The sequence below is a fragment of the Modestobacter marinus genome, from assembly GCF_011758655.1.
GTDB classification, from domain to species: Bacteria; Actinomycetota; Actinomycetes; order Mycobacteriales; family Geodermatophilaceae; genus Modestobacter; species Modestobacter marinus.
Map to the genome: position 1 here is coordinate 2284461 of NZ_JAAMPA010000001.1, position 24118 is coordinate 2308578.

24 protein-coding genes are annotated in these 24118 nt (G+C 74.9%); 14 read left to right on the forward strand and 10 right to left on the reverse strand.

Annotated features, from left to right (window positions below):
- Positions 1-7 precede the first annotated feature (7 nt).
- Both FB380_RS10855 and FB380_RS10860 read right to left on the reverse strand, forming a co-directional pair.
- Entirely contained in the window at positions 8-1366 is a 1359-nt protein-coding gene (locus FB380_RS10855; protein ID WP_166755059.1) for an acyltransferase family protein, read from the reverse strand.
- 58 nt (positions 1367-1424) lie between these two features.
- A complete protein-coding gene (locus FB380_RS10860; RefSeq protein ID WP_166755060.1) occupies positions 1425-2558 on the reverse strand; it encodes a glycosyltransferase family 4 protein in 1134 nt (377 codons plus the stop codon).
- A 41-nt stretch (positions 2559-2599) separates the two neighbouring features.
- Between FB380_RS10860 and FB380_RS10865 the strand changes: the two genes are divergently transcribed.
- The 6 genes from FB380_RS10865 to FB380_RS10890 all read left to right on the forward strand — a co-directional run bounded on the left by FB380_RS10865 (position 2600) and on the right by FB380_RS10890 (position 8787).
- Positions 2600-3739 (forward strand): glycosyltransferase family 4 protein, encoded by a 1140-nt coding sequence (locus FB380_RS10865; RefSeq protein ID WP_166755061.1) that lies wholly within the window; start codon positions 2600-2602, stop codon positions 3737-3739.
- A gap of 65 nt (positions 3740-3804) precedes the next feature.
- Complete coding sequence (locus FB380_RS10870) at positions 3805-4938, forward strand: glycosyltransferase family 4 protein (protein WP_229682124.1); 1134 nt, start codon at positions 3805-3807, stop codon at positions 4936-4938.
- The gene (locus FB380_RS10875; protein WP_166755062.1) at positions 4935-5879 is read left to right on the forward strand and encodes a glycosyltransferase family 2 protein; all 945 of its coding nucleotides are present in this window, start codon (positions 4935-4937) and stop codon (positions 5877-5879) included. Before FB380_RS10870 ends, FB380_RS10875 begins: the two co-directional genes overlap by 4 nt.
- Positions 5880-5913: 34 nt before the next feature.
- The gene (locus tag FB380_RS10880; protein WP_166755063.1) at positions 5914-7014 is read left to right on the forward strand and encodes a mannose-1-phosphate guanylyltransferase; all 1101 of its coding nucleotides are present in this window, start codon (positions 5914-5916) and stop codon (positions 7012-7014) included.
- 40 nt (positions 7015-7054) lie between these two features.
- A complete protein-coding gene (locus FB380_RS10885; protein WP_166755064.1) occupies positions 7055-7825 on the forward strand; it encodes an SDR family NAD(P)-dependent oxidoreductase in 771 nt (256 codons plus the stop codon).
- A 26-nt stretch (positions 7826-7851) separates the two neighbouring features.
- Positions 7852-8787 carry a DNA-3-methyladenine glycosylase family protein gene (locus FB380_RS10890; protein ID WP_229682123.1) on the forward strand — a complete coding sequence of 312 codons (936 nt, stop codon included), beginning with the start codon at positions 7852-7854 and terminating at the stop codon, positions 8785-8787.
- A gap of 4 nt (positions 8788-8791) precedes the next feature.
- On the opposite strand, the gene FB380_RS10895 is transcribed toward FB380_RS10890, so the two are convergent.
- Positions 8792-10603 (reverse strand): arabinofuranosyltransferase AftB family protein, encoded by a 1812-nt coding sequence (locus FB380_RS10895; RefSeq protein ID WP_166755065.1) that lies wholly within the window; start codon positions 10601-10603, stop codon positions 8792-8794.
- Between the two features lie 122 nt (positions 10604-10725).
- Positions 10726-11589 (reverse strand): glucose-1-phosphate thymidylyltransferase RfbA, encoded by an 864-nt coding sequence (gene rfbA / locus FB380_RS10900; RefSeq protein WP_166755066.1) that lies wholly within the window; start codon positions 11587-11589, stop codon positions 10726-10728.
- A gap of 110 nt (positions 11590-11699) precedes the next feature.
- On the opposite strand from rfbA, the gene rfbB reads away from it, so the two are divergent.
- Positions 11700-12695, forward strand: coding sequence for a dTDP-glucose 4,6-dehydratase (gene rfbB, locus FB380_RS10905; protein ID WP_166755067.1), 996 nt, complete (start codon positions 11700-11702; stop codon positions 12693-12695).
- A complete protein-coding gene (gene rfbD, locus FB380_RS10910) occupies positions 12695-13588 on the forward strand; it encodes a dTDP-4-dehydrorhamnose reductase (RefSeq protein ID WP_166756225.1) in 894 nt (297 codons plus the stop codon). Before rfbB ends, rfbD begins: the two co-directional genes overlap by 1 nt.
- A gap of 41 nt (positions 13589-13629) precedes the next feature.
- On the opposite strand, the gene FB380_RS10915 is transcribed toward rfbD, so the two are convergent.
- From FB380_RS10915 to cofD, 3 genes are read right to left on the reverse strand one after another with little or no spacing between them, the layout of a single operon-like run.
- Complete coding sequence (locus FB380_RS10915) at positions 13630-14232, reverse strand: dTDP-4-dehydrorhamnose 3,5-epimerase family protein (protein WP_166755068.1); 603 nt, start codon at positions 14230-14232, stop codon at positions 13630-13632.
- Between the two features lie 48 nt (positions 14233-14280).
- Entirely contained in the window at positions 14281-15345 is a 1065-nt protein-coding gene (locus tag FB380_RS10920) for a coenzyme F420-0:L-glutamate ligase (RefSeq protein WP_166755069.1), read from the reverse strand.
- Between the two features lie 2 nt (positions 15346-15347).
- Positions 15348-16310, reverse strand: a complete 963-nt coding sequence (cofD, locus tag FB380_RS10925; protein WP_166755070.1) for a 2-phospho-L-lactate transferase — start codon at positions 16308-16310, stop codon at positions 15348-15350.
- A gap of 318 nt (positions 16311-16628) precedes the next feature.
- Between cofD and FB380_RS10930 the strand changes: the two genes are divergently transcribed.
- On the forward strand, positions 16629-16958 hold the full coding sequence (locus tag FB380_RS10930) for a WhiB family transcriptional regulator (protein WP_425563422.1): 330 nt from the start codon (positions 16629-16631) through the stop codon (positions 16956-16958).
- A 152-nt stretch (positions 16959-17110) separates the two neighbouring features.
- Positions 17111-17974: a GNAT family N-acetyltransferase gene (locus FB380_RS10935; protein ID WP_188959608.1), complete on the forward strand. Its 864-nt coding sequence runs from the start codon at positions 17111-17113 to the stop codon at positions 17972-17974.
- Here FB380_RS10935 and FB380_RS10940 read toward each other — a convergent pair.
- From FB380_RS10940 to dprE2, 3 genes are read right to left on the reverse strand one after another with little or no spacing between them, the layout of a single operon-like run.
- Positions 17949-19460: a hypothetical protein gene (locus FB380_RS10940; protein WP_166755072.1), complete on the reverse strand. Its 1512-nt coding sequence runs from the start codon at positions 19458-19460 to the stop codon at positions 17949-17951. The two genes, FB380_RS10935 and FB380_RS10940, sit on opposite strands and share 26 nt — an antisense overlap.
- 40 nt (positions 19461-19500) lie before the next feature.
- Complete coding sequence (locus tag FB380_RS10945) at positions 19501-19959, reverse strand: metallopeptidase family protein (RefSeq protein ID WP_036333828.1); 459 nt, start codon at positions 19957-19959, stop codon at positions 19501-19503.
- 44 nt (positions 19960-20003) lie between these two features.
- Positions 20004-20768 (reverse strand): decaprenylphospho-beta-D-erythro-pentofuranosid-2-ulose 2-reductase, encoded by a 765-nt coding sequence (gene dprE2, locus FB380_RS10950; RefSeq protein WP_166755073.1) that lies wholly within the window; start codon positions 20766-20768, stop codon positions 20004-20006.
- A gap of 141 nt (positions 20769-20909) precedes the next feature.
- On the opposite strand from dprE2, the gene FB380_RS10955 reads away from it, so the two are divergent.
- The 4 genes from FB380_RS10955 to FB380_RS10970 all read left to right on the forward strand — a co-directional run bounded on the left by FB380_RS10955 (position 20910) and on the right by FB380_RS10970 (position 24074).
- Positions 20910-21260: a DUF3499 domain-containing protein gene (locus FB380_RS10955; RefSeq protein WP_166755074.1), complete on the forward strand. Its 351-nt coding sequence runs from the start codon at positions 20910-20912 to the stop codon at positions 21258-21260.
- Positions 21261-21352: 92 nt separating this feature from the next.
- Positions 21353-22732: a phosphomannomutase/phosphoglucomutase gene (locus FB380_RS10960; RefSeq protein ID WP_166755075.1), complete on the forward strand. Its 1380-nt coding sequence runs from the start codon at positions 21353-21355 to the stop codon at positions 22730-22732.
- Positions 22729-22935 (forward strand): Trm112 family protein, encoded by a 207-nt coding sequence (locus FB380_RS10965; protein ID WP_166755076.1) that lies wholly within the window; start codon positions 22729-22731, stop codon positions 22933-22935. Before FB380_RS10960 ends, FB380_RS10965 begins: the two co-directional genes overlap by 4 nt.
- Positions 22932-24074 (forward strand): SIS domain-containing protein, encoded by a 1143-nt coding sequence (locus FB380_RS10970; protein ID WP_166755077.1) that lies wholly within the window; start codon positions 22932-22934, stop codon positions 24072-24074. Before FB380_RS10965 ends, FB380_RS10970 begins: the two co-directional genes overlap by 4 nt.
- The last annotated feature ends 44 nt before the right edge of the window (positions 24075-24118 follow it).

Sequence of the window (24118 nt, forward strand, 5' to 3'; positions counted from 1 at the left end):
CGCGCGGTCAGCTCCCCATCGCGGCGGCAGGCTGCCGCGAAGGGGGGTGCTGTCCGCCGCCCGGCGTGCTGTCGGTGCCCCCGTCGACCCGGCGGCGCCGGGCGGTGGTGACCCGGCGGCCCATCGCGATCGCGGGCTTCTCCACCAGGTGGTAGGTGACCACCGACCCGAGCAGCGTGGCCGCCAGCATCGCGGCGAAGCCGGCCCACGGCCCACCGGGGACGGCGGGGAAGGCGATCAGCACGAGCGCGTGCAGCAGGTAGACGGAGTAGCTGATCGTGCCCAGGTACGTCAGCACGCGCGGCCAGGACCGCTGCCGAGTGAGCAGCGCCGCGCCGAAGAGGAGGTATGCGGCCAGGAAGGTGAGCACCTCGGTCCACCACTGCGGCGTTGCGCCGCTGATCGGTTCGGTGTAGCCGATGTGCCAGGCGCGCAGGGTCAGAATGGTGGAGACCAGCCCGAGGGCGTAGACGCCGACCGCGGTGCGCCCGGAGGTCTGCCCGGTGGTCCAGCGGTACAGGACGGTGCCGACGAACATCGAGCCCAGAAGGAGCAGCACGAAGTACATCGGGTGCGGACGGTTGGACAGTGCCAGCACGACCACGGCACCCATCACCAGGGCGGCGAGCTGGCCGCGGTTGCGACCCACGCGGGCGAGCCCGGCCAGCAGCAGGGCGAAGCCGGCGGCGGGCAGCGCCCACCACTGGTCCGGTCGCAGTTGCAGCGCCAACAGCGTGCCCACGCCACCCAGCCCCAGTGCGGCCACGAGCAGCACGGTGGCCGTGGTCGCCGAACGGCGGTGCAGGCCGATCACGAACAGGACGGAGACGAGCAGGTAGAAGACCAGCTCGTACCCGAGCGTCCAGGAGGCGCCGATGACGAGGGGACGGGAGCTGAAGACCTGCAGCATGCTCAGGTTGAGCAGCGAGTCGCCGACGACCCGGTAGCCGGCCGGCGGCGCGAGCCGATCGCTCAGGCCGTACGCCAGCAGGATGAGCGACATCACCAGCACGTACAGGGGCCACAGCCGGAAGAACCGGCCGATCCAGAACTCGGTGAGGTCGTTCCGGCGCTCCATGGAGGCCGGGATGATGAAACCGCTGCACAGGAAGAACACCAGAACCCCGAACTCGCCGGCCCGGAACCAGTGGTGTGACCACCCGAGGACCTCGACCCAGTGGGCTTCGCCGATGTGCTGGACGGCCACGGTGAGCGCGGCGATGCCCCGCAGCGCATCCAGGAACTCCAGCCGTCCACGCCGGGTGGCGACGGCGTCCGTCGCGACGCCTGCCTCCGTGTGCGGGGCTGCATCGACCAGGGGGTCGGGCTCGGTGACCCGCGGGGTCGTCACCGGTCGATCGGCCATGTCTGAGGTACCTCCGGTCCGTGCACGAGACCCGATGGTCTCAGAACCGGCTGGTGACTCAGGCCGGGTCGGCGTGTCGCTGAGCGAGCTGGTACGCCTGTGTCGTACGGGACGCACAAGCTTCCCATGTGTACCGCGCGGCGTGCGTGCGGCGGCGGGCCGCCGCCTCGGCGTCCGGTTCCGCCGGCAGGGCACGCAGGGCCTCCACGAGGGCCTCCACCTCCCCGACCGGCACATAGGCGGCGTGGTCGGCGAGCACCTCCCGCATGACCGGGAGGTCGCTGACCACCACCGGCCGACCGCAGGCGAGTGCCTCCAACGGCGGCAGCCCGAAGCCCTCGTAGCGGGAGGGGAACGCGAGCCCCCGGCTGCCGGCGACGACCTGGTGCAGCGCGTCGTCGCCGAGGAAACCGGTCAGGTGAACCCGCCCGGCCGGCAGCCGGTCCAGCTCGAGCTCGGCACCCCAGCCGGGCGGGCCGACCAGCACGAGGTCCGGCGCAGCTGGGTCTTCCTGGACGAGCCGGCGGAACGCGTCGACGAGGGTCTGGAGGCCCTTGCGGGGTTCCAGCGTCCCGACCGCCACGACGTAGTCGGTCGGCAGCCCCCGTGCCGCGAGCCACTCGGCGGTCGGTGGTCCGGCGGTCAGCCAGCCCGGTGAGACGCCGAGTGGCGTGGTGATCACCCGTGCCGGGTCGAGCCGGTACTCGTCGACGACCTCCTCGGCCACCGCGTCACTCGGCGTGAGCACGAGCGAGGCCCGCCGGATGCTGCGGGGGACGAGCTCCCGGTAGGCGAGGGAGGCGGCGTCCACCGCCTCGCGGACCCGCAGGAACGACAGGTCGTGCACGGTGACCACCCCCGTGGTCCTCCCCATCGGCGGCAGGACGAAGTTCGTCGCGTGGAAGAGGTCCAGGCGACCGGTCGTCCAGGTCACCCGGGGAAGCTCGACGCGACTCCACAGGGCCCGCAGCAGCCGCGCGGGCACCCGCCGGCTGCGCACCTCGACGCCGGGAGGCACGACCTGCTGGAGGTCTGCGGCGCCGCGCAGGGTGAACGCCGTGGCGACCAGTTCGTCGGGGAGGCCGTGGGCAGCACCGTCGCGAGCGGCCAGTGCGCGGAGCAGCTCGGCGGTGTACCGGCCGATGCCCGTACGTGGGCCCAGGAGGGGGGTCGCGTCCAGTCCTATCCGCACGCGGGCATCCTCTCCCACCTCCTCCGCCTAGGGTCGGGGCCGTGCAGGTCGGAGTGGTCCTCGAGCAGTTGCTGGCGCCCGTTCCCGGAGGCACCGGTCGGTACGCGGCCGAGGTCGCGCAGGCGCTCGCCGCGACCGCTGGGCCACAGGACGGGGTGCGCGGTTGGACGGCGTGGCACCGGCGCACCGCCGAGGCCGTGGTCACCGGGCTGCGAGGACGGCGTCGGCTGCCACTGCCGAGGCGACCGTTGACGGTGGCGTGGGAGCGGGGCTCCTGGCCGGGGCTCCGGGGTGTCGACCTGGTCCACGCCCCGACCCTGCTGGCCCCGCTCGGCGGACGGGGCCCGGTGGTGGTCACGGTGCACGACGCGGTGCCCTGGACCCATCCCGAGACGTTGACCCCCCGGGGAGTGCGCTGGCATCGGCACATGGCCGAGCGGGCGGCCGAGCGGGCGGCCGCGCTGGTCGTGCCCACTCGGGCCGTCGCCACCGAGCTGGCCCGGCACCTGGACGTCCGCTGTCCGCTGGTGGTCGTGGGGGAGGGAGTGTCGGGCCGGCTGGCGCGGCCGACCGACGCGTCCGCCCGGCGTTCCGCGCTCGGTGTCGGGGCGGGCGGTTACGTGCTGACCACCGCGACGCTCGAACCGCGAAAGGGCCTGGACGTCCTGGTGCGCGCTCTGGCCGCGCCCGGGGCGCCGGACCTGCCGCTGGTGGTGACCGGGCAGGCCGGCTGGGGAGGGGTCGACCTCGCCGGGCTCGCCGCGGACGCCGGTCTGCCGGCCGGTCGGGTCCGGGCGCTCGGACGGGTGCCGGATGCCGACCTCGCCGCCCTGCTGGACGGTGCGGCAGCGTTGGTGGTGCCCAGCCGCGCCGAGGGCTTCGGTCTGCCGGTGCTCGAGGGGATGGCCGCCGGCGTCCCGGTCGTCACCTCCGACGCGCCGGCGCTCGTGGAGGTCGGCGGCGGGGCGACGGTGGTGACGCCGGTCGGCGACGCGTCGGCGCTGGCGTCGGCGTTGTCCTCGGTGGTGGACGACGCGGTTCTGCGCGCCGATCTCCTGGCGCGTGGCGCCACCCGTGCGGGCGAGTTCAGCTGGACCAGCGCAGCCGACCGGCTGTGGGAGCTCTACCGGGGGCTGGTGGCTCCGTCCACCGGTCGGGGCCGGGTGATCTCCGAGGGCTAGGCTCATCGGGTCCTGGCGTCGTTCGCCGGTGACCCGTCGCGCCGTCAGCCGGAGGAAGAGCCCGCTTGCCCGAGGTCCCGCCGCGCGTCCTGGTGGACGCCACGGCCGTCCCCGCCGACCGCGGGGGAGTCGGGCGCTACGTCGACGAGCTGCTGCCTGAGCTGGTCGCCGAAGGCGGCGACGTCCGTGTCGTCTGCCAGCAGCGGGACACCGCGCACTACGCCCGACTGGTCGGTGCCGACCGGGTGCGCTCCGCCCCGGGCTGGGCGGCTTCCGTGCCGGGACGGTTGGTGTGGGAGCAGCTGCGGCTTCCGACTGAGGCCCGCGCCGCGGGCGCCGATGTCGTGCACTGCCCGCACTACACGATGCCGCTGGCCACTCGGTTGCCCGTCGTGGTGACGCTGCACGACGCGACGTTCTTCACCGACCCCGGCGTGCACCTGGCGCTGAAGGCCCGCTTCTTCCGCGCCTGGACCCGGATCAGCCTGCGCCGGGCCCGGCGCACCGTGACCCCGTCTGCCGCCACCCGGGACGAGCTGGTCCGGGTGGCCGGTGCCCGCCCCGACCGGGTCGACGTGGTCCACCACGGTGTCGACCTGCTCCGGTTCGCCCGCCCCATCCCGGACCAGGTGGCCGCCGCACGCTCGGCGGCCGGGATCGGCGACGGGCCGTACCTGGCCTTCCTCGGGACGCTGGAACCGCGCAAGAACGTGCCCGCGCTGGTCCGCGCCTGGGTGAGGGTCTGCGCATCGCGGTCGCAGCCGCCGACCCTGGTGCTCGCGGGCGGTCGGGGCTGGGACGACGAGGTCGACCGGGCCGTGGCCGAGGTGCCCGCAGACCTGCGCCTGGTGCGCTCGGGGTACGTGCCGCTGGAGCACCTGGCGGGCCTGCTCGGCGGCGCCGAGCTGGTCGCCTACCCCAGCAGTGCCGAGGGCTTCGGCCTGCCGGTGCTCGAGGCGATGGCCTGCGGGGCCGCGGTGCTCACCACCCGTCGGCTCGCACTGCCCGAGGTGGGCGGCGAGGCCGTGGCCTACTGCGAGCCGGAGGTGACGGACATCGAGCGAGGCATCCGTGCACTGTTGGACGACCCTGCGGAACGGGTACGGCTGGCAGAGGCGGCCGTCGCCCGGGCCGCCACCTTCACGTGGGCTGCCGCGGCCCGGGGGCACCTCGCCAGCTACGCCGGAGCGGTCGCGTGACCGTCGTTGCGGGGCCGGACGGCGACCTGCTGAGGGTTGTCGTCGTCACCTACTCACCCGGGGAGACGCTTGCCGCCTTCCTGGACTCACTGGCCGAGGCGACCACCCGCCGGTACGAGGTGGTGCTGGCCGACAACGGGTCCACCGACGGCGTGCCCGAGCGGACGGCCCGTGAGCGCCCGGAGGTCCGGCTGCTGCGGACCGGCGGCAACGTCGGCTACGGGGCGGCGGCCAACGCCGGGCTGGCCGACCTGCCCACCGGGTACGCGTTGATCGCCAACCCCGACGTCCGCTTCGAGCCAGGGTCCGTCGACGAGCTGCTGGCCGCGGCGGCCCGGTGGCCCCGTGCGGCGACCCTCGGCCCGGCGATCCGCACGCCGGAGGGGGCCATCTACCCCTCGGCCCGGGACCTCCCCGCGCTGTCCACCGGCATCGGGCACGCCCTGCTGGGCTGGGTCTGGCCAGCGAACCCCTGGACGGCCCGGTACCGCCGGGAGCACGAGGAGATCATCGAGCGCCCGGCGGGCTGGCTCTCCGGCAGCTGCTTCCTGGCGGACCTGGGTGCCTTCGCCTCGGTCGGTGGCTTCGACCCGGGTTACTTCATGTACTTCGAGGACGTCGACCTCGCCCGCCGGCTCGGCCGGCGCGGCTGGCTGAACGTCTACGTGCCCACCGCCGTGGTGACGCACGAGGGCGGCCACGCCACCAGGCGCTCGGCCCACCGGATGCAACGGGTGCACCACACGAGCGCGCTGCGGTACCTGTCGGCGGACTACCCGGGGCATCGGCACGCCCCTCTGCGGGCGGCACTGCGGGCCGGCCTGGGCGGCCGGATGCTGGTCTCCTACGTCAGCAGCCGGGTGGGCGCAGGCGCCCAGCCGCAGCAGATGGCCGACGAACTGCCGGCTCAGCGCAGCCGCCTCCGACGGCGCGCCCGCTGACCTCAGTCACCACCAGGACGAAGGACGGACGACCATGCGACACGCGGTGATCATGGCGGGCGGGTCGGGGACCCGGCTCTGGCCGCTGTCCCGGGCCGAGCGCCCCAAGCAACTGCTGGACGTGGTGGCCGCCGAGGACGGCTCCGCGCACAGCCTGCTGGCCGAGGCGTTCAGCCGGCTGCAGGCCGTGCTCCCCACGGAGCAGATCTGGGTGTGCACCGCGGCCCGGTACGGCGACCAGGTGCGGGCTGCACTGCCCGAGCTCCGCGCCGACCGGCTGGTGCTGGAGCCGGTCGCCCGGGACACCGCGAACGCCGTCGGTCTGGCCGCCGCGCTCGTCGCCGACGTCGACCCCGACGCCGAGCTGGCCGTGGTCAGCGCCGACCACGTGATCCGCCCGGTCGAGCGGTTCGCCGACGCCCTGCGCACCGCCTACGACCTCCTCGCCGTCCGGCCGCGGGCGCTGGTGACGCTGGGGGTCACCCCGACGTCGCCGGCCACCGGCTTCGGCTACGTGCAGAAGGGCGCGCCGACCGAGGTCGACGGCGCCAGTGAGGCCGCCTCGTTCCGGGAGAAGCCGGACCTGGCCACCGCCGAGCAGTACCTGGCCAGTGGTGAGTACGTCTGGAACTCGGGGATGTTCGTCTGGCGTGCGCAGACCGTGCTCGACGCGCTCGCCGACCACCTCCCGGAGTCGGCGGCCGGCCTCGGGCGCATCGTCGCCGCGCCGGCCGGCCAGGAGCGGGACGCCGTGCTCGCCGAGGTCTTCCCGACCCTCCCCAAGATCAGCGTCGACTACGCCGTCCTGGAGCCGGCGGCCGCGGAGCCGGGCCGGGTGGCCGTGGTCGACCTGGACGTGGACTGGCTGGACGTCGGCTCGTGGCCGGCGCTGGCCAACACGTTGACCGCCGACGACGCGGGCAACGCCACCCGCGGGCTGACCGTGCTGCTGGACAGCTCGGGGAACGTGGTGCTCAGTGAAGACCCGGAGCACCTCGTCGCGCTGGTCGGGGTGCGCGACAGCGTGGTGGTGCACACGGCGGACGTGACCATGGTCTGCCCGGTCTCCGACGCCGAGCGGGTCAAGGCGCTGCTCGGTGCGGCCCAGGAGCGCTTCGGCTCCCGGTTCGGGTGACCCCTCGGCGCACGCCGGCCGGCTGGCTAACCTCGGGCGCATGAAGAACCTCGACGTCGCCGCTGTCGTCACCGGCGGTGCCTCCGGCCTCGGTGCGGCCACCACCCGTGCGCTGACCGCCGCCGGTGTGGCGGTCACCGTCCTGGACCTGCAGGAGGACCGGGGGCAGGAGCTGGTTGCCGAGCTGGGGGGCCACACGACCTTCGTGCGCACCGACGTCACCGACGAGGCGTCGGTGCAGGCGGCGATCGAGGACGCGACGGGCAAGGACCGCCCGCTGCGAATCGCGGTCAACTGCGCCGGCATCGGCTGGGCGCAGCGGGTGCTCGGCCGCGACGGTTCTCCGCACGACCTGGCCCCGTTCAGCCGCACCGTGACGGTCAACCTGATCGGCACCTTCAACGTGCTGCGGCTGGCCGCCGCCGCTATGGCCCGCACCGAGCCCGACGAGGACGGCGAGCGGGGCGTCGTCGTCAACACCGCCTCGATCGCCGCGTACGACGGCCAGATCGGCCAAATCGCCTACGCCGCCTCCAAGGGCGGGATCGTCGGGCTGACCCTGCCGGCGGCGCGCGACCTGTCCTCCGTCGGCGTGCGGGTCTGCACCATCGCCCCGGGGCTGGTCGACACCCCGCTGCTCGCCTCGTTGCCCGAGGAGGCCCGCACCGCGCTCGCCGCCGGCATCCCGTTCCCCAAGCGGCTGGGCCGGCCCGAGGACTTCGCCGAGCTGGCGCTGGACATCGTGCGGCACGGCTACCTGAACGGTGAGGTCGTCCGGATGGACGGCGCGCTGCGGATGGCTCCCCGCTGACGGCGACGCGCACCGGGGGGAACGCAGTGGGGGAGCCGCTGTCGGTGGTCGACGCGCCGGCCCACGACCAGGTCTGGACGCCGGACTGGCCGCTGGACGTGCGCCGGACGCTGTCCCGGGACCGCCGGGGCACCGGCGACCCGACGCTGCGCTACGCCGAGGACGGCGTCTGGCGGACGACGACCACCCCCGACGGCCCGGCCACCGTGCGGCTGACCGGCGGGCCGTCGGCGATCCGCGTGCAGGCGTGGGGGCCGGGGGCGTCATGGGCGGGCCGGCGTGTGCCCCGCTGGCTGGGTGCCGACGACCGGCCGGAGGACTTCGACCCGGCCCCGCACCCGCTCGTCGCCCGGCTGCACCGCGGGGCGCCGTGGCTGCGGCTGGGCAGCACGGGGCGGGTCTGGGACGCGCTCCTGCCCGCCGTCCTCGAGCAGAAGGTGACCGGCCTCGAGGCGCACCGCACCTTCCGCGAGCTGCTCCGGCTGGCCGGTGAGCCGGCGCCCGGCCCGGCGCCGGCGGGGATGCGGGTGGTGCCCTCGGCCGAGCGGGTGCTGGCGGTCACCGACTGGCAGTGGCACGGCTGCGGCCTGGACGGCGCCCGCCGCCGGTCACTGCGGGCGGTCGCCTCGGTCGCGTCCCGGCTGGAGGCCAGCGTCCACGACGACTGCGCCGACCTGCGCCGGCGGCTGCAGTCGGTGCCCGGCATCGGGGTGTGGACGGCCGCGGAGGTCGCCCAGCGGGCCGTCGGCTGCCCGGACTCGGTCAGCGTGGGGGACTACCACCTGAAGAACCTGGTCGGCTGGTCGCTGGCCGGCCGGAAGACCGATGACGCCGGGATGCTCGAGTTGCTCGAGCCCTGGCGCGGGCACCGGCAGCGCGTCGTCCGGCTGCTCGAGGTCGGCGGCAGCATGCCGCCCAAGCGGGGCCCCCGGATGGCCCCCACCCAGTACCGCTCGATCTGAGCCGTCAGCAGAAGCGTTCGCGTGCCTCGACCGGATCGAGGGGGATGCGGAGGACCGTGCGGTCCACCGCGCCGGTCACGTTGTGCCAGAACCGGTCCCAGCTCATGGGCCCGTCCGTCGCCTTGATGAGCTCGGCGAGCTCGCCGCAGCCCAGAGCCGTCCGTGCCGCGTCGAGTCCCTCGGGGGTGACCACGCCCAGCGCCGGGTCGGGCGACTGCCGGTCGGGGGAGCCGTCGGACCAGCGAGCCCAGAACCAGGTGATGGGCATGACCTTCTCGTGCCCGGCGCGGCCAGGTGGGCCGGGCTCCAGGTGGGACCCGACCGGGTCGGCGAGGCCGAAGAAGTCGGTGACGACTGCGTCGTCGGGAACCGCGTACCCCAGATAACCCGCCTGGAAGACGAGCAGGAACGTGTCGTCCGACGCCTCCCCGAGCGGCACGAGCCGGGTGTCGGGCGGGCTGCCGCTGAAGCTGTTCTGGGCGAAGACCAGGTCGTCGCCGCGGTCGGCCGACTCCCCGACCTGCTCACCCCAGGCGACGACCCGACCGAGTCCGTGGTCGCTGAGCACCACCGGCCGCTTACTCGAGGCGTCTGCGACGTAGAAGCCCCGCTCGTCGGAGATGCCCTGCGGGCCCACCCTGCCCTGGTAGTCGATGCGCAGCGTGGCGACGCTCACGGCCGCCCACACGGCGAGCGCGGTCAGCGCCGCGGCCGCCGTCCAGCGTTCCCATGCCCGCGCGGAGAGACGGGGCAGCGCGACCGGGACCATCGCGATGGGGCACAGCAGCTGGAACAGCGAGGGCAGCAGCAGCCGGCCGTGCATGAAGTCCCCGCCCACCCGGACGACGAAGAGAGCCTGCAGCGCCCCGGCGAGGACGGTCACGGCCACCAGACTCAGCGCGCGGGGCGCGGGGCGCAGTCGCCACAGGGTCAGGGCCACCAGCACGGCACCCAGTGCGGCGGGCACGTAGAGGGCGTAGGGGACAGCGAAGTCGGTCAGGTAGTCCCATCCGCGGCTCCACAGTTGGCGGCTCGACTCCTTGGCCACCGCGGTGTTGGGCACCAGCAGCCCGTACCAGCCCATGCGGAAGACCTGGTAGGCAACCGGGAGCGCCGCAGCCACAGCGACGTCGCGCACCCGCCGCAGCCAGGTGGAGCGGACGGCGACCAGCAACCACAGGCCCAGGATCCCGGACACCAGGGCGAGGTCCGGCCGGACCAGCGGGCCCAGGCCGAGCACCACGAGGAGCCACAGCGGCCGGGACGGCGCGGCTGCGGTCGCCACGCGCACGGTGCCGAACCAGACGGCGCCGAGCCAGGCGAAGGACAGACCCGTCTCCAGCCCCGAGGTGAGGAAGGCCCAGGTGGCGGGGACGGCCAGGAAGACGAGGGCACCGGCGGGCAGGAACAGCCGGTTCGGTCGCGTCGCACCGTCGCTGTGCAGTCGGACGGCCCCGACACAGGCGAGCCCCACACCGAGTGCCGAACCCAGCGCACCGAGGGTGACCGCGACCCAGGCGACGTCGAGGGGCAGCAGGAAGGTGCCGAGGGCCAGGAGGCCCACCCACAGCGGACTGGTGCCCACCTCGACCCGCTGCCCGGCGTTGAACACCGGACCGTTGCCGGCCAGGATGTTCCGCACGACCCGGAAGTTGATGAACCCGTCGTCCGCGGTCCAGCGCCAGTACCAGGCCACGGCGAGGGTCAGCAGGACCATCCCGACGACCACGCCGAGGGTGAGCAGCGAGTGCCGCCGCACCGCTGTTCCGTCGCCCGCCTCGGGTGTCGTGCCTGGGGCGGACAGCGCGGTGGACATGAGCTCCTGGGGGTCGGTCGCCGATCGGCGGGGCGTCGACGCCTGCCTGCCCGGGACGGGGGCACCGCGGGCTCCTGCAGGCTACGGCACCCGCGGCGGCCGGCGCCGGGCCGGAACTCGGGTCAGCGGGGGAGCAGGCCCTGCAGGTACGCGCCGTAGCCGCTCTTGGCCAGCGGCTCGGCCACGGCTCGCAGGCCGTCGTCGTCCAGCCAGCCGTTGCGCCAGGCGACCTCCTCGATGCAGCCGATCTTCAGCCCCTGCCGCTCCTCGACCACCGAGACGAACTCGGTCGCCTGGCGCAACGAGGTGAAGGTGCCGGTGTCCAGCCAGGCGGTCCCACGGTCGAGCACGGTGACGGTGAGCCGGCCCTGCCGCAGGTAGTGCTCGTTGACGGCGGTGATCTCCAGCTCACCCCGTGCGCTCGGGGTGATGCCCCGGGCGACCTCGACGACGTCGGGGCCGAAGAAGTACAGCCCTGGGACCGCGTAGGAGCTCTTGGGCGCCGCTGGCTTCTCCTCGATGGAGAGGACCCGGCCGGCGTCGTCGAACTCCACGACGCCGTAGGCCGCCGGTTCGGCCACGTGGTAGGCGAAGACGTGGCCACCGTCGGGCTCGGGCAACCGGGACAGAGCGGTGCCGAGGCCCGCGCCGTAGAAGATGTTGTCGCCCAGCACCAGGGCCGCGGCCTGGCCGTCGAGGAAGTCCGCGCCGATGAGGAAGGCCTGCGCGAGGCCCTCCGGCCGGGGCTGCACCGCGTACTCGATCCGCATGCCCAACCGGCTGCCGTCACCCAGCAGCCGGGCGAAGGAGTCGCGGTCCTCCGGGGTGGTGATGACCAAGACCTCCCGGATGCCGGCCATCATCAGCGTGGAGAGCGGGTAGTAGATCATCGGCTTGTCGTAGACCGGCATGAGCTGCTTGCTGACGCCCAGGGTGATGGGCCACAGCCGGCTGCCGGTCCCACCGGCCAAGATGATCCCTCGCATCGGCTGACCGTAAGCGGCCGGTGTCCGGGAGCGGTGGTGCACTCACCCCGGCGGAGGAGGTCCGACGTGGCACGCCCCACCCCGCATCCTCGTCGCCTAGCGTCTCGGCCATGCGCGTCCTGGTCACCGGCGGTGCCGGCTTCATCGGTTCGCACTACGTGCGCACCATGCTCTCCGGCGGCTACCCGGGCTTCGAGGACGCCGAGGTCACCGTCTTCGACAAGCTCACCTACGCCGGCAACCTCGCCAACCTCGCCCCGGTGTCCGAGAGCCCGCGCTACCGGTTCGTGCAGGGGGACATCTGCTCGGCCGAGGACCTGGACGCCGCGCTGCCCGGGCACGACGCGGTCGTCCACTTCGCCGCCGAGTCCCACGTCGACCGCTCCATCACCGGCGCGGCCGGCTTCGTGCTCACCAACGTGCTCGGCTCCCAGCAGGTCTTCGAGTCCGCGCTGCGGGCGGGGGTCGGCCGCGTCGTGCACGTCTCCACCGACGAGGTCTACGGCTCCATCGACGACGGGTCCTGGACCGAGGACCACCTGCTGGAGCCGAACTCCCCGTACTCGGCGTCCAAGGCCGGCAGCGACCTGATCGCCCGGGCATACGCGAAGACCTACGGGCTGGACGTCTCGATCACCCGGTGCAGCAACAACTACGGGCCGTACCACTTCCCGGAGAAGGTCATCCCGCTGTTCGTCACCAACCTGCTCGACGGGGAGAAGGTGCCGCTCTACGGGGAGGGCGCCAATGTGCGCGACTGGCTGTTCGTCGACGACCACTGCCGTGGCATCCAGCTGGTGCTGGAGAAGGGCGCGCCGGGGGAGTTCTACAACATCGGCGGGGGTCGGGAGCTGTCCAACAAGGAACTCACCGAGAAGCTGCTCGAGGCCACCGGCCGGGACTGGAGCTACGTCGAGAACATCGTCGACCCGCGCGGCGGTGGTCACGACCTGCGCTACTCGGTCGACCACTCCAAGACCGCGGCGCTCGGTTATGCCCCGCGGATGACCTTCGAGGACGGGCTGGCGCTGACGGTCCAGTGGTACCGGGACAACCGGGCCTGGTGGGAGCCGCTGAAGGCGGCCGCGGCGACCGCCCGCTCGTGATGACGCCGACCTCCTGGCTCGTCACCGGCGCGGGTGGCCAGCTCGGCACCGACCTGCAGACCGTGCTGGCGGCGGAGCGCCCGGGTGACCCGGTGACCGTGTTCGGCCGGGCCCAGCTCGACCTCACCGACGAGGCGCAGCTGCGCGCACGGGTCCGCGACTGGCTGGAACGGGCCCGGACGACTGGCGCACGACCCGTGGTGGTCAACGCGGCCGCCTACACGGCGGTGGACGCGGCTGAAGACGACGAGGCGACCGCGCTGCTGGTCAACGGGGCCGCCCCGGGGTGGCTGGCCGAGGAGCTGGCCGGGCGCGGCCGGCTGGTGCACGTGTCCACCGACTACGTCTTCGCCGGCACGGCCAGCACGCCGTACCGGGTCGACGACGAGCCCGCACCGCGCACCGCCTACGGCCGGACGAAGCTGGCCGGCGAGCGGGCGATCGCGGCGGTGGACGACGACGCCGTCGTGGTCCGGACCTCCTGGGTCCACGCCGCGCACGGCAACAACTTCGTGCGGACCATGCTCCGGCTCGAACGCGAACGGGACACGGTCTCTGTCGTCGACGACCAGACCGGCAGCCCGACCTGGGCGGCGGACCTCGCTCGCGGGCTGATCGAAGCGGCGCTGACGCCGGCGACCGGTCTGCTGCACGCCACGAACGGCGGTTCGACCACCTGGTTCGGTCTCGCCCGGCTGGTCTTCCAGCTCGCGGGTGCCGATCCGGAGCGTGTCCGGCCGACCACGACCGACGCCTTCCCCAGCCGGGCGGTGCGCCCTGCCTACAGCGTCCTCGACCCCGCCGCCTGGGCGGCGGCCGGGCTGACGCCGCTGCCGCCCTGGGCGGCCTCCGTGCGCGCCTGCGTCGACCGGCTCGGCGCTCTCCGCGACTGACCCGGGTCGCGGGGCCGGAGCCGCGCTCCCGGCACCCAGGGTCAGCTGCCGCGCAGCTCCTCGTAGCGGGCGGTGCACTGGGCCATGGTGGGCAGCAGGCCCTGCGCACGGGCCTCGGCGAGCGTGGGCGCGGCCAGGTCCTTGGCCGACAACTCGAACTCGACGTCGGCCGGCCAGGGCAGATCCAGCTCGGGGTCCATCGGGTGCACGCCGAACTCGCGGCCGGGGGAGTAGCCGGTGGACACCAGGTAGGTGACCGAGCTGCCGTCGGCGAGGGAGACGAAAGCGTGCCCCAGGCCCTCGGCCAGGTACACCGCGCGCGGCTGCTCGCTGTCCAGCAGCACCGTGTCGTGCACGCCGAAGGTCGGCGACCCGACCCGCAGGTCGACCACGACGTCGAGCACCGTGCCGGCCGGGCAGTAGACGTACTTCGCCTGGCCGGGGGGCACCGAGGCGAAGTGGACCCCGCGGAGGGCGCCGCGGGCGGAGACGCTGTGGTTGGCCTGGGCGATCCGGAACCCCGGGCCGATCGCCTCAGCCAGCACGTCGGCGCGGAACCACTCGGTGAACCGGCCCCGGGCGTCACCGTGCGGGAGGAGGTCCAGCGCGTAGGCGTCGGGGACGGCGAGCTCGCGGATCTGCACGGCTCGACGCTAACGACCGCCGTCGGAGCCGGGCACGGGCTCTCCCCCTCAGGTGGGGGTGCGCCCCAGCCACAGCCGCCCGGCCAACGACGCACCGCCGAAGGTGCCGGCCGGCTCCCAGCGGGTCGCCCAGCCCTCGGCCTGCAGCTGGACCAGCGCGGCGCCGACGACCGCGCCCAGCGCCAGGGAGGTGACCGGGGTGATGGGGTCGGCCAGGTGGACGTCGACGACGTCTGCGTCGTCCCCGTCCTCGCTGCCGTAGCGGAAGACCACCGGGAACTCCGGCAGCGCGGCCACGGCCGTGCGGAACGCCTCGGTGACCGCGGCGAGGGCGCCGTCCCGGTGGGCCAGTGCGGTGGCCGTCCGGCGGCTGCCGACCAGGTCGCGGGTCCCGGTCGCGAACAGGTCGCCGGCACCCAGCCGGACCAGCGGGCGGGTGCCCTCGTCCGGCTCCGGCGCCTCGACGTGCAGCCCGCGCACCACCGCCACCGGGACACCGCCCAGCTTGCCCTTCACCAGGTCCCCCGCGGCGGCCAGCTCGTCGACCACCGCGACCTGCGTGGTCTCCAGCCGGTTGCCGTGTGCGTCGACCGCACCCCGGTGGTCGACCAGCGCGGGCAACCCGGCCGCACCGATCGCCACGTCGGTGACGCCGTCCCGCCACGGGCGGCCGAAGGTGTCGCTCACCACGACGGCGACGTCGACGCCGAGCAGTTCCCGCAGCCGGGCACGCAGTCGGCGCGCGGACTCGTCGGCGTCGGCCGGGAGCAGGACCAGCGCGTCGGCGGCGACGTTGGAGGCGTCGATCCCCGCCGCGGCGACCACCCAGCCGTGCCGGGTCTCCACGATCCGCAGCGGCCCCCGGCGGGCGACGACCCGGACGGTCTCCGCGTCGATGGCTCGCTGCCGGGCGGTCTCGCGGTCGGTGCCGGGCTCGACCCGGACGAGGTTGCCCTCGACCTTGGACACGATCTTCGAGGTCACCACCAGGACGTCGTCGTCGTCCAGCCACGGCGCCGCCCCGGCGATCGCGGCGGCCAGGTCGTCGCCGGGCGCGAACTCGGGCAGGCCGTGCACCGGGTGCACGGAGATGCCCGGGGGGAGGCCGGCCACGGTCACTCGGTGGTCGCGACGCCTGCGGCGTCCAGCGCGGCCCGGGCCAGCGCCCGGGTCGCCTCGGGCGAGCTCATCAGCAGCGGGACGGCACGCACGTCGACGCCGGGCACGGTGGCCTGGTCGCCGGTGTGCACGAGCCAGGCGTCCAGGACGCCGCCGTCGGACCGGGCGCCGTAGTGCCGGCCCACGCCTTCCGCGCTGACCTCGACGCCGACCACGGGCAGGCAGCGGTCGGCCATGCCGCGCAGCGCGGCGCCGTCGACGATGGGGGAGATCCCGACCACCCGCCCGGCGGCTGCCCGAACGGCGTCGCGGATGCCGGGGACCCCGAGCACGGTGCCGATCGAGACGACGGGGTTCGATGGCGCGAACAGCACCGCGTCGGCGGTGCGGAGGGCCTCGACCACGCCAGGACCGGGGCGGGCGTCCTCCACCCCGACCTGGACGAAGCCGTCGGCGGGCAGCCCGGCCCGGTGCCGGATCCACCACTCCTGGAAGTGGATGGCCTGGGGGCGGCCCGTGTCGGAGTCGGTGACCACGACGTGGGTCTCGACCCGCTGGTCGCTCATGGGCAGCAGCCGCACCCCGGGCTGCCAGCGCTGGGCGAGCGCGGCCGTGACGTCGGAGAGCGGGAAGCCCGCGTCGAGCATCCGGGTGCGGACCAGGTGGGTGGCGAGGTCGCGGTCACCAAGACCGAACCAGGTCGGCTCCGCACCGTAGGCGGCCAGTTCGTCCTTGACCGTCCAGGTCTCGCCGCGGCGGCCCCAGCCGCGCTCCTCGTCGATCCCGTCACCCAGCGTGTACATGACGGTGTCCAGGTCGGGGCAGATGCGCAGCCCGTGCAGGGTCACGTCGTCGCCGGTGTTGACCACGGCGGTCACCTCGGCGCTGGGCGCCGCCGCCAGCAGGCCGCGGAGGAAGCGGGCGCCACCGACGCCACCGGCGAGTACGACGATGTGCACCCGACCATGGTGCCTGACCGGCAGAAGTGCACGGAGGCACCGGGTCCAGCCCGGTCGATCTCCACGAAACCGCCCGGTCTCGATGGCAGATGGTGTGCCAGCGGGCGGCGTGTCGGGGTGGGGTGTGAGCACCCGCGGACGAGTTGTGACCGGTGTGATCGATGTGGTGCCGCGTTACACCGGCCCGACTTGACCTCGACTCAACGACACGCGTGTAATTCCGATGTCGTCATCAGGCGCTGGCGACTGGGATCCGCCCAGGAGCACGCGTCGTGACGGAGCGAGAGGGGACGCAACGTGATGGCCGAGGTGTCGTGGTTGAGCGAGCACACGAGCTCCGCAGCAGGGTCCGCCCCGGCCTCCCGTGGACGGGACGTGCTGGGCGTGACCGGCGTCTTCGACGCCGGGCTCCCGGGCCTGGACGGCGAGGACCAGAGCTGGCAGGAGCGTGCCCTGTGCGCCGAGACCGACCCGGAGGCGTTCTTCCCCGAGAAGGGCGGCTCGACCCGGGAGGCGAAGCGGATCTGCACCGGCTGCGAGGTCCGCGTCGACTGCCTGGAGTACGCGCTGACCATGGACGAGCGCTTCGGCATCTGGGGCGGGCTCTCCGAGCGCGAGCGTCGCCGCCTGCGCCGCCAGGCCGGCTGAGCGAGGTCCACCCGCACGACCGCACCACCTGATCCCCTCCCGCACGGCCGGCGCGACGACGCGCCGACGAGCAGCCCGGCGACGCGTTCCCTCGAGCCGGGCACGGCCACTCCCCAGCTCCCCGCGTCGCCCCTGTGTGGTCGACTGGGGGCGTGCAGACCCGGGTCGTCGACGGCCGCGCCGCCGTGGCCCGCGAGGTCCGCGCCGCCGCGCCCCTCCTGGCCGAGCTCGCCGCCCCCCTCCCCGCGCGCGGGCCCTGGCTGACCGCCGCGCTGAACGCGCAGGCCGGCCGGCCGTTCAGCCGGGTGCGGCCCCGTGCAGTGCTGGTCGACCGGGACGCTCCCGGCCGTCCCGCCGGGGCGGCGCTGCTGTCGTTCCGGCGCCGCGGCGTCGGCACCGTGATCGGCCTGCTGGGCGCCGAGCCCGGTCCGCTGCCCCAGGGGCGGCCCCAGACCCGGCTCCCCGCGGAGGACGACGGGGTCGCCGAACGGCTCGCCGCAGGCGTGATCGGCCTGCTGGACCAGGTCCGTGGCCCGTGGACCCTGCGGCTCACCGGGCTCCCGCTCGGTGACCCGACCGTGCGGCACCTCGCCGCCGGACTCCCGGACGCCCAGCTGGCCACCACGCGCAGCCGGCGGCTGGTCGACGAGCTGGACACCGTCGCCGACGTCTCCCGCAGCCGGGACCCCAGGGAGGTCGAGCGCTGGCTGCCGGCCGTGCTGGCGCAGCTCCCGGCCCCCCAGCGGCCGTTCGTGTGCGCGGCCGCACGGCTGCACGCCGCGATCGGTGAGCTGGAGGTCGCCGTCGTCCCGGCGGACGACGGGCCGCGTGCCCTGCTGCTGACCCTGCTCGACCGCGGCGGCTCCGGCGCCGAGCGCTGGCCGTGGTGGGGGACCAGCGAGATCGGAGGGCTGCGCCGCGAGCTCGGAGCGCCCTCGGCCACGTTGACGTCGGCCGCCGGCCTGACCCAGCTGGGCCGCCGGGGTGCGCTCAGCCGGGGTGCTGCAGCCGGCTGACGCCGCGCTCGGGTGCGGTGGACGCGCTGTCCAGCCCGATCCGCACCACGCCGGTCGCCGGGGTGCTGCCGTTCCGGCGCGGGCCGTCGGGGCCGATCGAGGCCGCCAGCTGGTACGCCCGGCCGGTGTAGCCGGGCGGGCCGCCGTTCGGGCGCGTGTAGGTGGGGAACAGGCCGGTCAGCTCGATCCGGTCGCCGTCCCGGGTGACCTGCAGCTGCGGGTCGGGCAGGTCGGCGTACTCGGTGATCGACCGGGCACAGCCGGCGGCCACCGGGTCGGCGGGGGGCTCGGCGGTGAGGCAGTTCCAGGTGGGCAGCCGGACGTGCGCCAGGGAGCGCCGGCCGTCGGTGGTGAGGCTGACGCTGGGGTAGGTGACGGTCAGCCCCACGGCCCGCTCCTCCAGCACCACGCCGCCGAAGGCCGCCGTGGCCGCCACCCCGTCGGTGCCCAGCGGCACCGACCGGAGCGCGAGGGCGCCCGCGGCCGTCTCGTCGGCCGGCGCTGTGACGTCGGGGTCCGGCGCGGTGGAGGTCGGGGCAGACGGGTCCGGGGTGGTGGTCTCCGGGTCGGTGGCGTCCGGCGCGGTGAGCGTGGGCCCGACCTCGTCCACCGCGGCGGCGATCGGGCTGCTGCTCCCGGCGTGGCCGGGAGGGGCGCCCACCGCGACGGCGGCGAGGACCAGCAGCAGCGCGGCCGTCAGCGTGGCGGCGGACCCGGCCGCACGGGAGACGGCGCCCCGGGGGACGGTGCGCGACACGGCCGTGGCTCCTGTCCCGGGAGCTCGGGGTGGCACGGTGGCGCGCGGTGGGTCGGCGGAGGAGCCAGGTGGGTCCGTCAGGAAGGCGGGCAGGTCGTCGACCACCGCGGCGTCGGCCTCGGCGGCCCGGCCGCCGGCACTCCGCCCGGCCGCGCGGCCGCCGGTCAGGAGGGCCGACGCCAGTGCGGCGCACAGCCCGGCGGCGAGGGCCAGCAGCACCGAGACCAGCACCCACCGGGCCGCGGACGACGAGCCGGTGGTGCGGGCGGGGGAGGCCTCCCGCCCGCGGGCGACGTCCACGAGCTCCTCGTCGGCCCCCGCCGCGACGAGCCGGCCGACCACCGCGTTGGCGGCGGCCACCGCCGTGTCGCCGTCGGGCAGCGTCACCTGCACCGCGACGGTGGCGGTGCCGGCCGGACGGGCGACCTCGACGCCCTCCTGGAGCTCACCCAGCGGCACCTCGGCCAGCGCCGGCTCGTCGCCCCGCGCCGCCGCCAGGACCTCGGCCGACCCGGCGAGCGCGGTGTACCGGTCGGCCAGCAGGAGGGCGGCGTCCGCGCCGGCCTCGGTGCGGGGGGTCACGGTCAGGGTCGCGGTGGCCGTCGTCGTCCGGGGCTGGAGGGCCAGGAGCACCAGGCCGGCGGCGAGGACGACCAGGACGGCGAAGGCCCCGGTGACGACTGCCCGCCGGACACCGTGCGGGCCGGGCTGCTGCTCCACTGCGCTCATCTCGGTGCCCAGCATGGCAAAGGGGCCGGGTGGGCCCCGTTCAACCGGCGGGGTCGATCTCCTCGGGGTCCCGCCCCAGCAACACCGCGACCTGGTCGACGACGACGTCCCGCACCAGGTCGGCGAGGTCGTCGCGGTCGGCGGCGCGGATCTCCAGCGGACGGCGGTAGACCACGATCCGGGCGGGGTGCTCCTGCCCGCCCTCGCGGTGCGCCGGCAGCACGCGGGCCAGCGGGACGCTGCCGTCCTCCAGCACGTCGGCGTCCAGCACCACGTCGTCCGGGCTGGTGTGGTCGACCCAGGGGACGTCCTCGACGGCGAACTCGACGCCGGCCAGCTCCCGCTCCCAGCGGCGCTCCAGGTCCTCGACCGCGTCGAGGACCAGGTCGTCGAACTGCTCGGCGCGGCTCCGGGAGAGCGGCACCGTCGGCGGCACGAGACGACCGCGCAGGCCGCGGCCGTGACGGTCGCGCCGGGCGCGGGCAGGGAGGCGGTCCATCGCGGCAGGAGCCTACGGCCTCGCCGGGCTGCCGCCGCGCCGGATCACCGGGGCATCCGGCGCCAGATCGGCCGCGGCAGGAGCCGCAGGACCGCCGCGAGCAGCCGCAGCCTCTCAGGCACCCACACCACGGACCGGTCCCGGCGCAGCGCATCGGCCACGGCCGCGGCGACCTGGTCGGGGGTGCTCGACAGCGGGGCGGGGGACATGCCGGTGGTCATGCGCCCGACCACGAACCCCGGCCGGACGAGGAGCAGGCGGACACCCGTCCCGTGCAGGGCGTCGGTCAGGCCGCTGGCGAAGCCGTCGAGCCCGGCCTTGGCCGAGCCGTAGACGTAGTTGGCCCGGCGGACCCGGACCCCGGCGACGGAGGAGAAGACGACGATCCGCCCCCCGCCACCGGCGCGCATCAGCCGGGCCAGGTGGGTGAGCACCGAGACCTGGGCCAGGTAGTCGGTGGAGACGACCGCCACCGCGTGGCCGGCGTCGACCTCCGCACGGGCCTGGTCGCCGAGCACCCCGAAGGCGAGCACCGCGACCGTGCTCATCGGGTCGCCGCCGCCGGCCGGGTCGAGCGCGGCGGTCAGGAGCTGTTCGTGCCCGGTCAGGTCGTCCGCGTCGAACTCCAGTCGCTGCACCTCCGTGGCGCCGGCCGCGCGCAGGCGGGCCTCCTCCGCGTCGAGCGCACCACTGCGCCGGGCGGCGAGCAGCACCCGCCGGGCGCCGTCGCGGACCAGTCGCTCGGCCAGCTCCAGGCCGATCTCGCTGCGTCCACCGAGCAACAGCACCGTGCCGGGTCCGGTCGTCATGGGTCTCTCCCGGGTCGGGGTGCGGGGCCGCTGGGTCGGGTGTGCCTGGACGGAGCGGAGGGGGTGGACGGGCGTGATGCGGTGTGCCTCCTCCCCAGGCGGCGTCGGCCCGGATAGTGTGCCCGGCGTGAGGAACCGGTGGTGAGGCAGTCACGTCGCTGCTCGCGCAGCGGCTGCGCGCAACCGGCGGCGGCCACCCTGACCTACGTGTACGCGGAGTCCACGGCCGTCGTCGGCCCGTTGGCGACCTACTCGGAGCCGCACAGCTACGACCTGTGCGAGTTCCACGCCGAGCGGCTCACCGTGCCGCGGGGCTGGGAGGTCGTGCGGCACGAGATCGACGTCGACGACGCCGGCCCGACCGGCGACGACCTGCTGGCCCTCGCCGACGCGGTCCGCGAGGCCGCCCGCCCGGAGCCCCCGCGTGACCCGGCCGACGACGGCAGCGGCACCCGCCGCGGTCACCTGCGCGTCCTCCCCAACCTCCCCTGAGACGCTGGGGCGCCCACCCCCCGCCGCGCCGTTAGGGTCGACCCGCCGTCGGTCACCCGGGCCGCGGTCATCGACTGCGAGGATGAGCTCCGTTGCCGGACCTGACATCGATCATCAAGGCCTACGACGTGCGCGGGGTCGTCCCTGACCAGTGGGACGAGACCGTCGCCCGCGCCATCGGGACCGCCTTCGCCGAGTTCGTGCACGGCGAGACGGGTGCCACTTCGGTCGTCACCGCCCACGACATGCGCGACTCCTCGGTCCCGCTCTCCCGGGCCTTCGCCGAGGGCGTGCTGTCCCGCGGGATCGACGTCGTCGAGGCAGGGCTGGGCTCCACCGACATGCTGTACTTCGCCGCCGGCTCGCTGGAGATGCCGGGGGCGATGTTCACCGCCAGCCACAACCCGGCGCAGTACAACGGCATCAAGCTGTGCCGGGCCGGCGCTGCACCGATCGGCCAGGACTCCGGGTTGGTCCAGATCCGGGAGTGGGCCGAGCAGCTCCTGGACGGGGCAGCCCCCTTCGGCCGCGACCCCGGCCGGCTGGGCACCGTCAGCACCCGGGACGTCGCCGTCGAGTACGCCGACTACCTGCGGGGACTGGTCGACCTCTCCGGCATCCGGCCGCTGAAGGTCGTCGTCGATGCCGGGAACGGGATGGGCGGGCACACCGTCCCCGTGGTGCTCTCCGGCCTGCCGCTGGAGATCGTGCCGATGTACTTCGAGCTCGACGGCTCGTTCCCCAACCACGAGGCGAACCCGCTGGACCCGGCGAACCTGGTCGACCTGCAGGCGGGCGTCCGCGAGCACGGCGCCGACATCGGGCTGGCCTTCGACGGGGACGCCGACCGCTGCTTCATCATCGACGAGCGCGGTGAGCCGGTGAGCCCGTCGGCCATCACCGGCCTGGTCGCCGTGCGGGAGCTCGCCAAGGGCACCGGGACCGTCATCATCCACAACCTGATCACCTCCCGGGCGGTTCCGGAGATCGTCCGCGAGCACGGCGGGGAGCCGGTGCGCACCCGGGTGGGGCACTCCTTCATCAAGGCGGAGATGGCCCGGACCGACGCCGTCTTCGGTGGCGAGCACTCGGCGCACTACTACTTCCGCGACTTCTGGCGGGCCGACACCGGCATGCTGGCCGCGATGCACGTGCTCGCCGCGCTCGGCGAGCAGGCCCGTCCGCTCTCGGAGCTGACGGCCGCGTACGAGCGTTACGTGGCCTCCGGTGAGATCAACTCCACGGTCGCCGACCAGGCCGGCCGGGTGGCTGCCATCCGCGAGGTCTACGGCGAGCGGGACGGGGTGACCCTCGACGAGCTCGACGGCCTGACGGTCTCCCTCCCCGACGGGGCCTGGTTCAACCTGCGGGCCAGCAACACCGAGCCCCTGCTGCGGCTGAACGTCGAGGCGCCCGACGCGACCCGTATGGCCCAGGTGCGCGACGAGGTGCTCGAGGTGGTCCGCGCATGACCGGGCAGGCCCCTGGGGACCGGACGCTCGGCATCGACCCCGAGCTGCTGGCGATCCTCGCCTGCCCGGACACCCACCACACGGTGCTGACCGTCGACGTGGAGGCGAGCGAGCTGGTCTGCCCGACCTGCTCCCGGGCGTTCCCGGTGCGCGACGGGATCCCGGTGCTCCTGCTCGACGAGGCGCGGCAGCGCCGAGCATGACGTCGCCCGAGCTCGCCGAGGAGGTCCTCGACGACCTCGACCTGCTGCGTGCCCGCGACCCGCGCGGACTGCTGCCGGCGGTCGCCGGCGCCGGTGCCCAGGTACGGGAGACCACGCAGCTGACCCGGGAGGCCGGGCTGGAGCGGGCGACCTCGGGGGGGCGTCCGCGGGGGCTCGTGATCGTCGGCCGGCGCGAGGGGGCGGTCGCGGCGTCGGTGCTGCGCGCGCTGCTCGGCCCGGCCAGCCCGGTGACCGTGGACGTCGTCCCGGGCCCGGACCTGCCGGTCTGGATGGGCCCCTCGGACATCGCCGTGGTGGCCACCCGGACCGGCGCAGGCCGCTATGCCGTCACCCCGGCGTACGAGGCCGCCCGGCGCGGCGTCGTGCTGGTCGGCATCGGCGCCGAGGACGCCCCGCTGCACGCCGCCTGTGCCAACGCCCGGGCGCCCTACGTGCCGCTGCCGGCCTCCCGGGTGCAGCACACCGCGCTGTGGTCGCTGCTCACCCCCATGCTGCTCCTCGCCGCCGACCTGGGACTCGTCGCGGAGGACGCCGCCGACACCGAGCTGGTGGCCGCGGCGCTGGACGAGGTGGCGGCGGAGTGCGGCCCGGCCCGGGAGTCCTTCGTCAACCCGGCGAAAACCCTGGCGCTGGAGCTGCTGGACGCGCTGCCGGTCATCGCCGCCGAGGGGCCTCTGGCGGGGGCCGCCGCCGGCCGGGTGGCTGATCAGCTCGCCACCCTGGCGGGCCTGCCGGTGACCGGCTTCCGGCTGCCCGACCAGCGGGTCGCCGCCTGCACCGTCCTCGGTGGGCCGCTGGCTCCCGAAGGGGGGGAGGACGACTTCTTCCGGGATCGGACCGACGACGCCGGCCGGCGGCTCCGGCTGGTCACCATCCGGGACGCGGAGGCCGGTGCGCACGACGGGGGAGAGCGGGAGCCGCGGTCGGCCGAGGAGGCGATGGAGGAGGTCCTCCGCACCGCAGGGACGCACAACGTCCCGGTCAGCGCGCTGGCCGAGCGCGCCGAACCGGAGCGGCAGCCCCGGCTGGCCCGGCTCGCCCGTCAGCTGTCCGTCGCCGACTTCAGCGCCGTCTACCTGGCGCTGGCACTGGACCTCGAGCGGTCGCGCCACGCCTGACCCCGGGGCGCGACTCGGTGGAACGTGGTCGGCGGTTCAGCCGT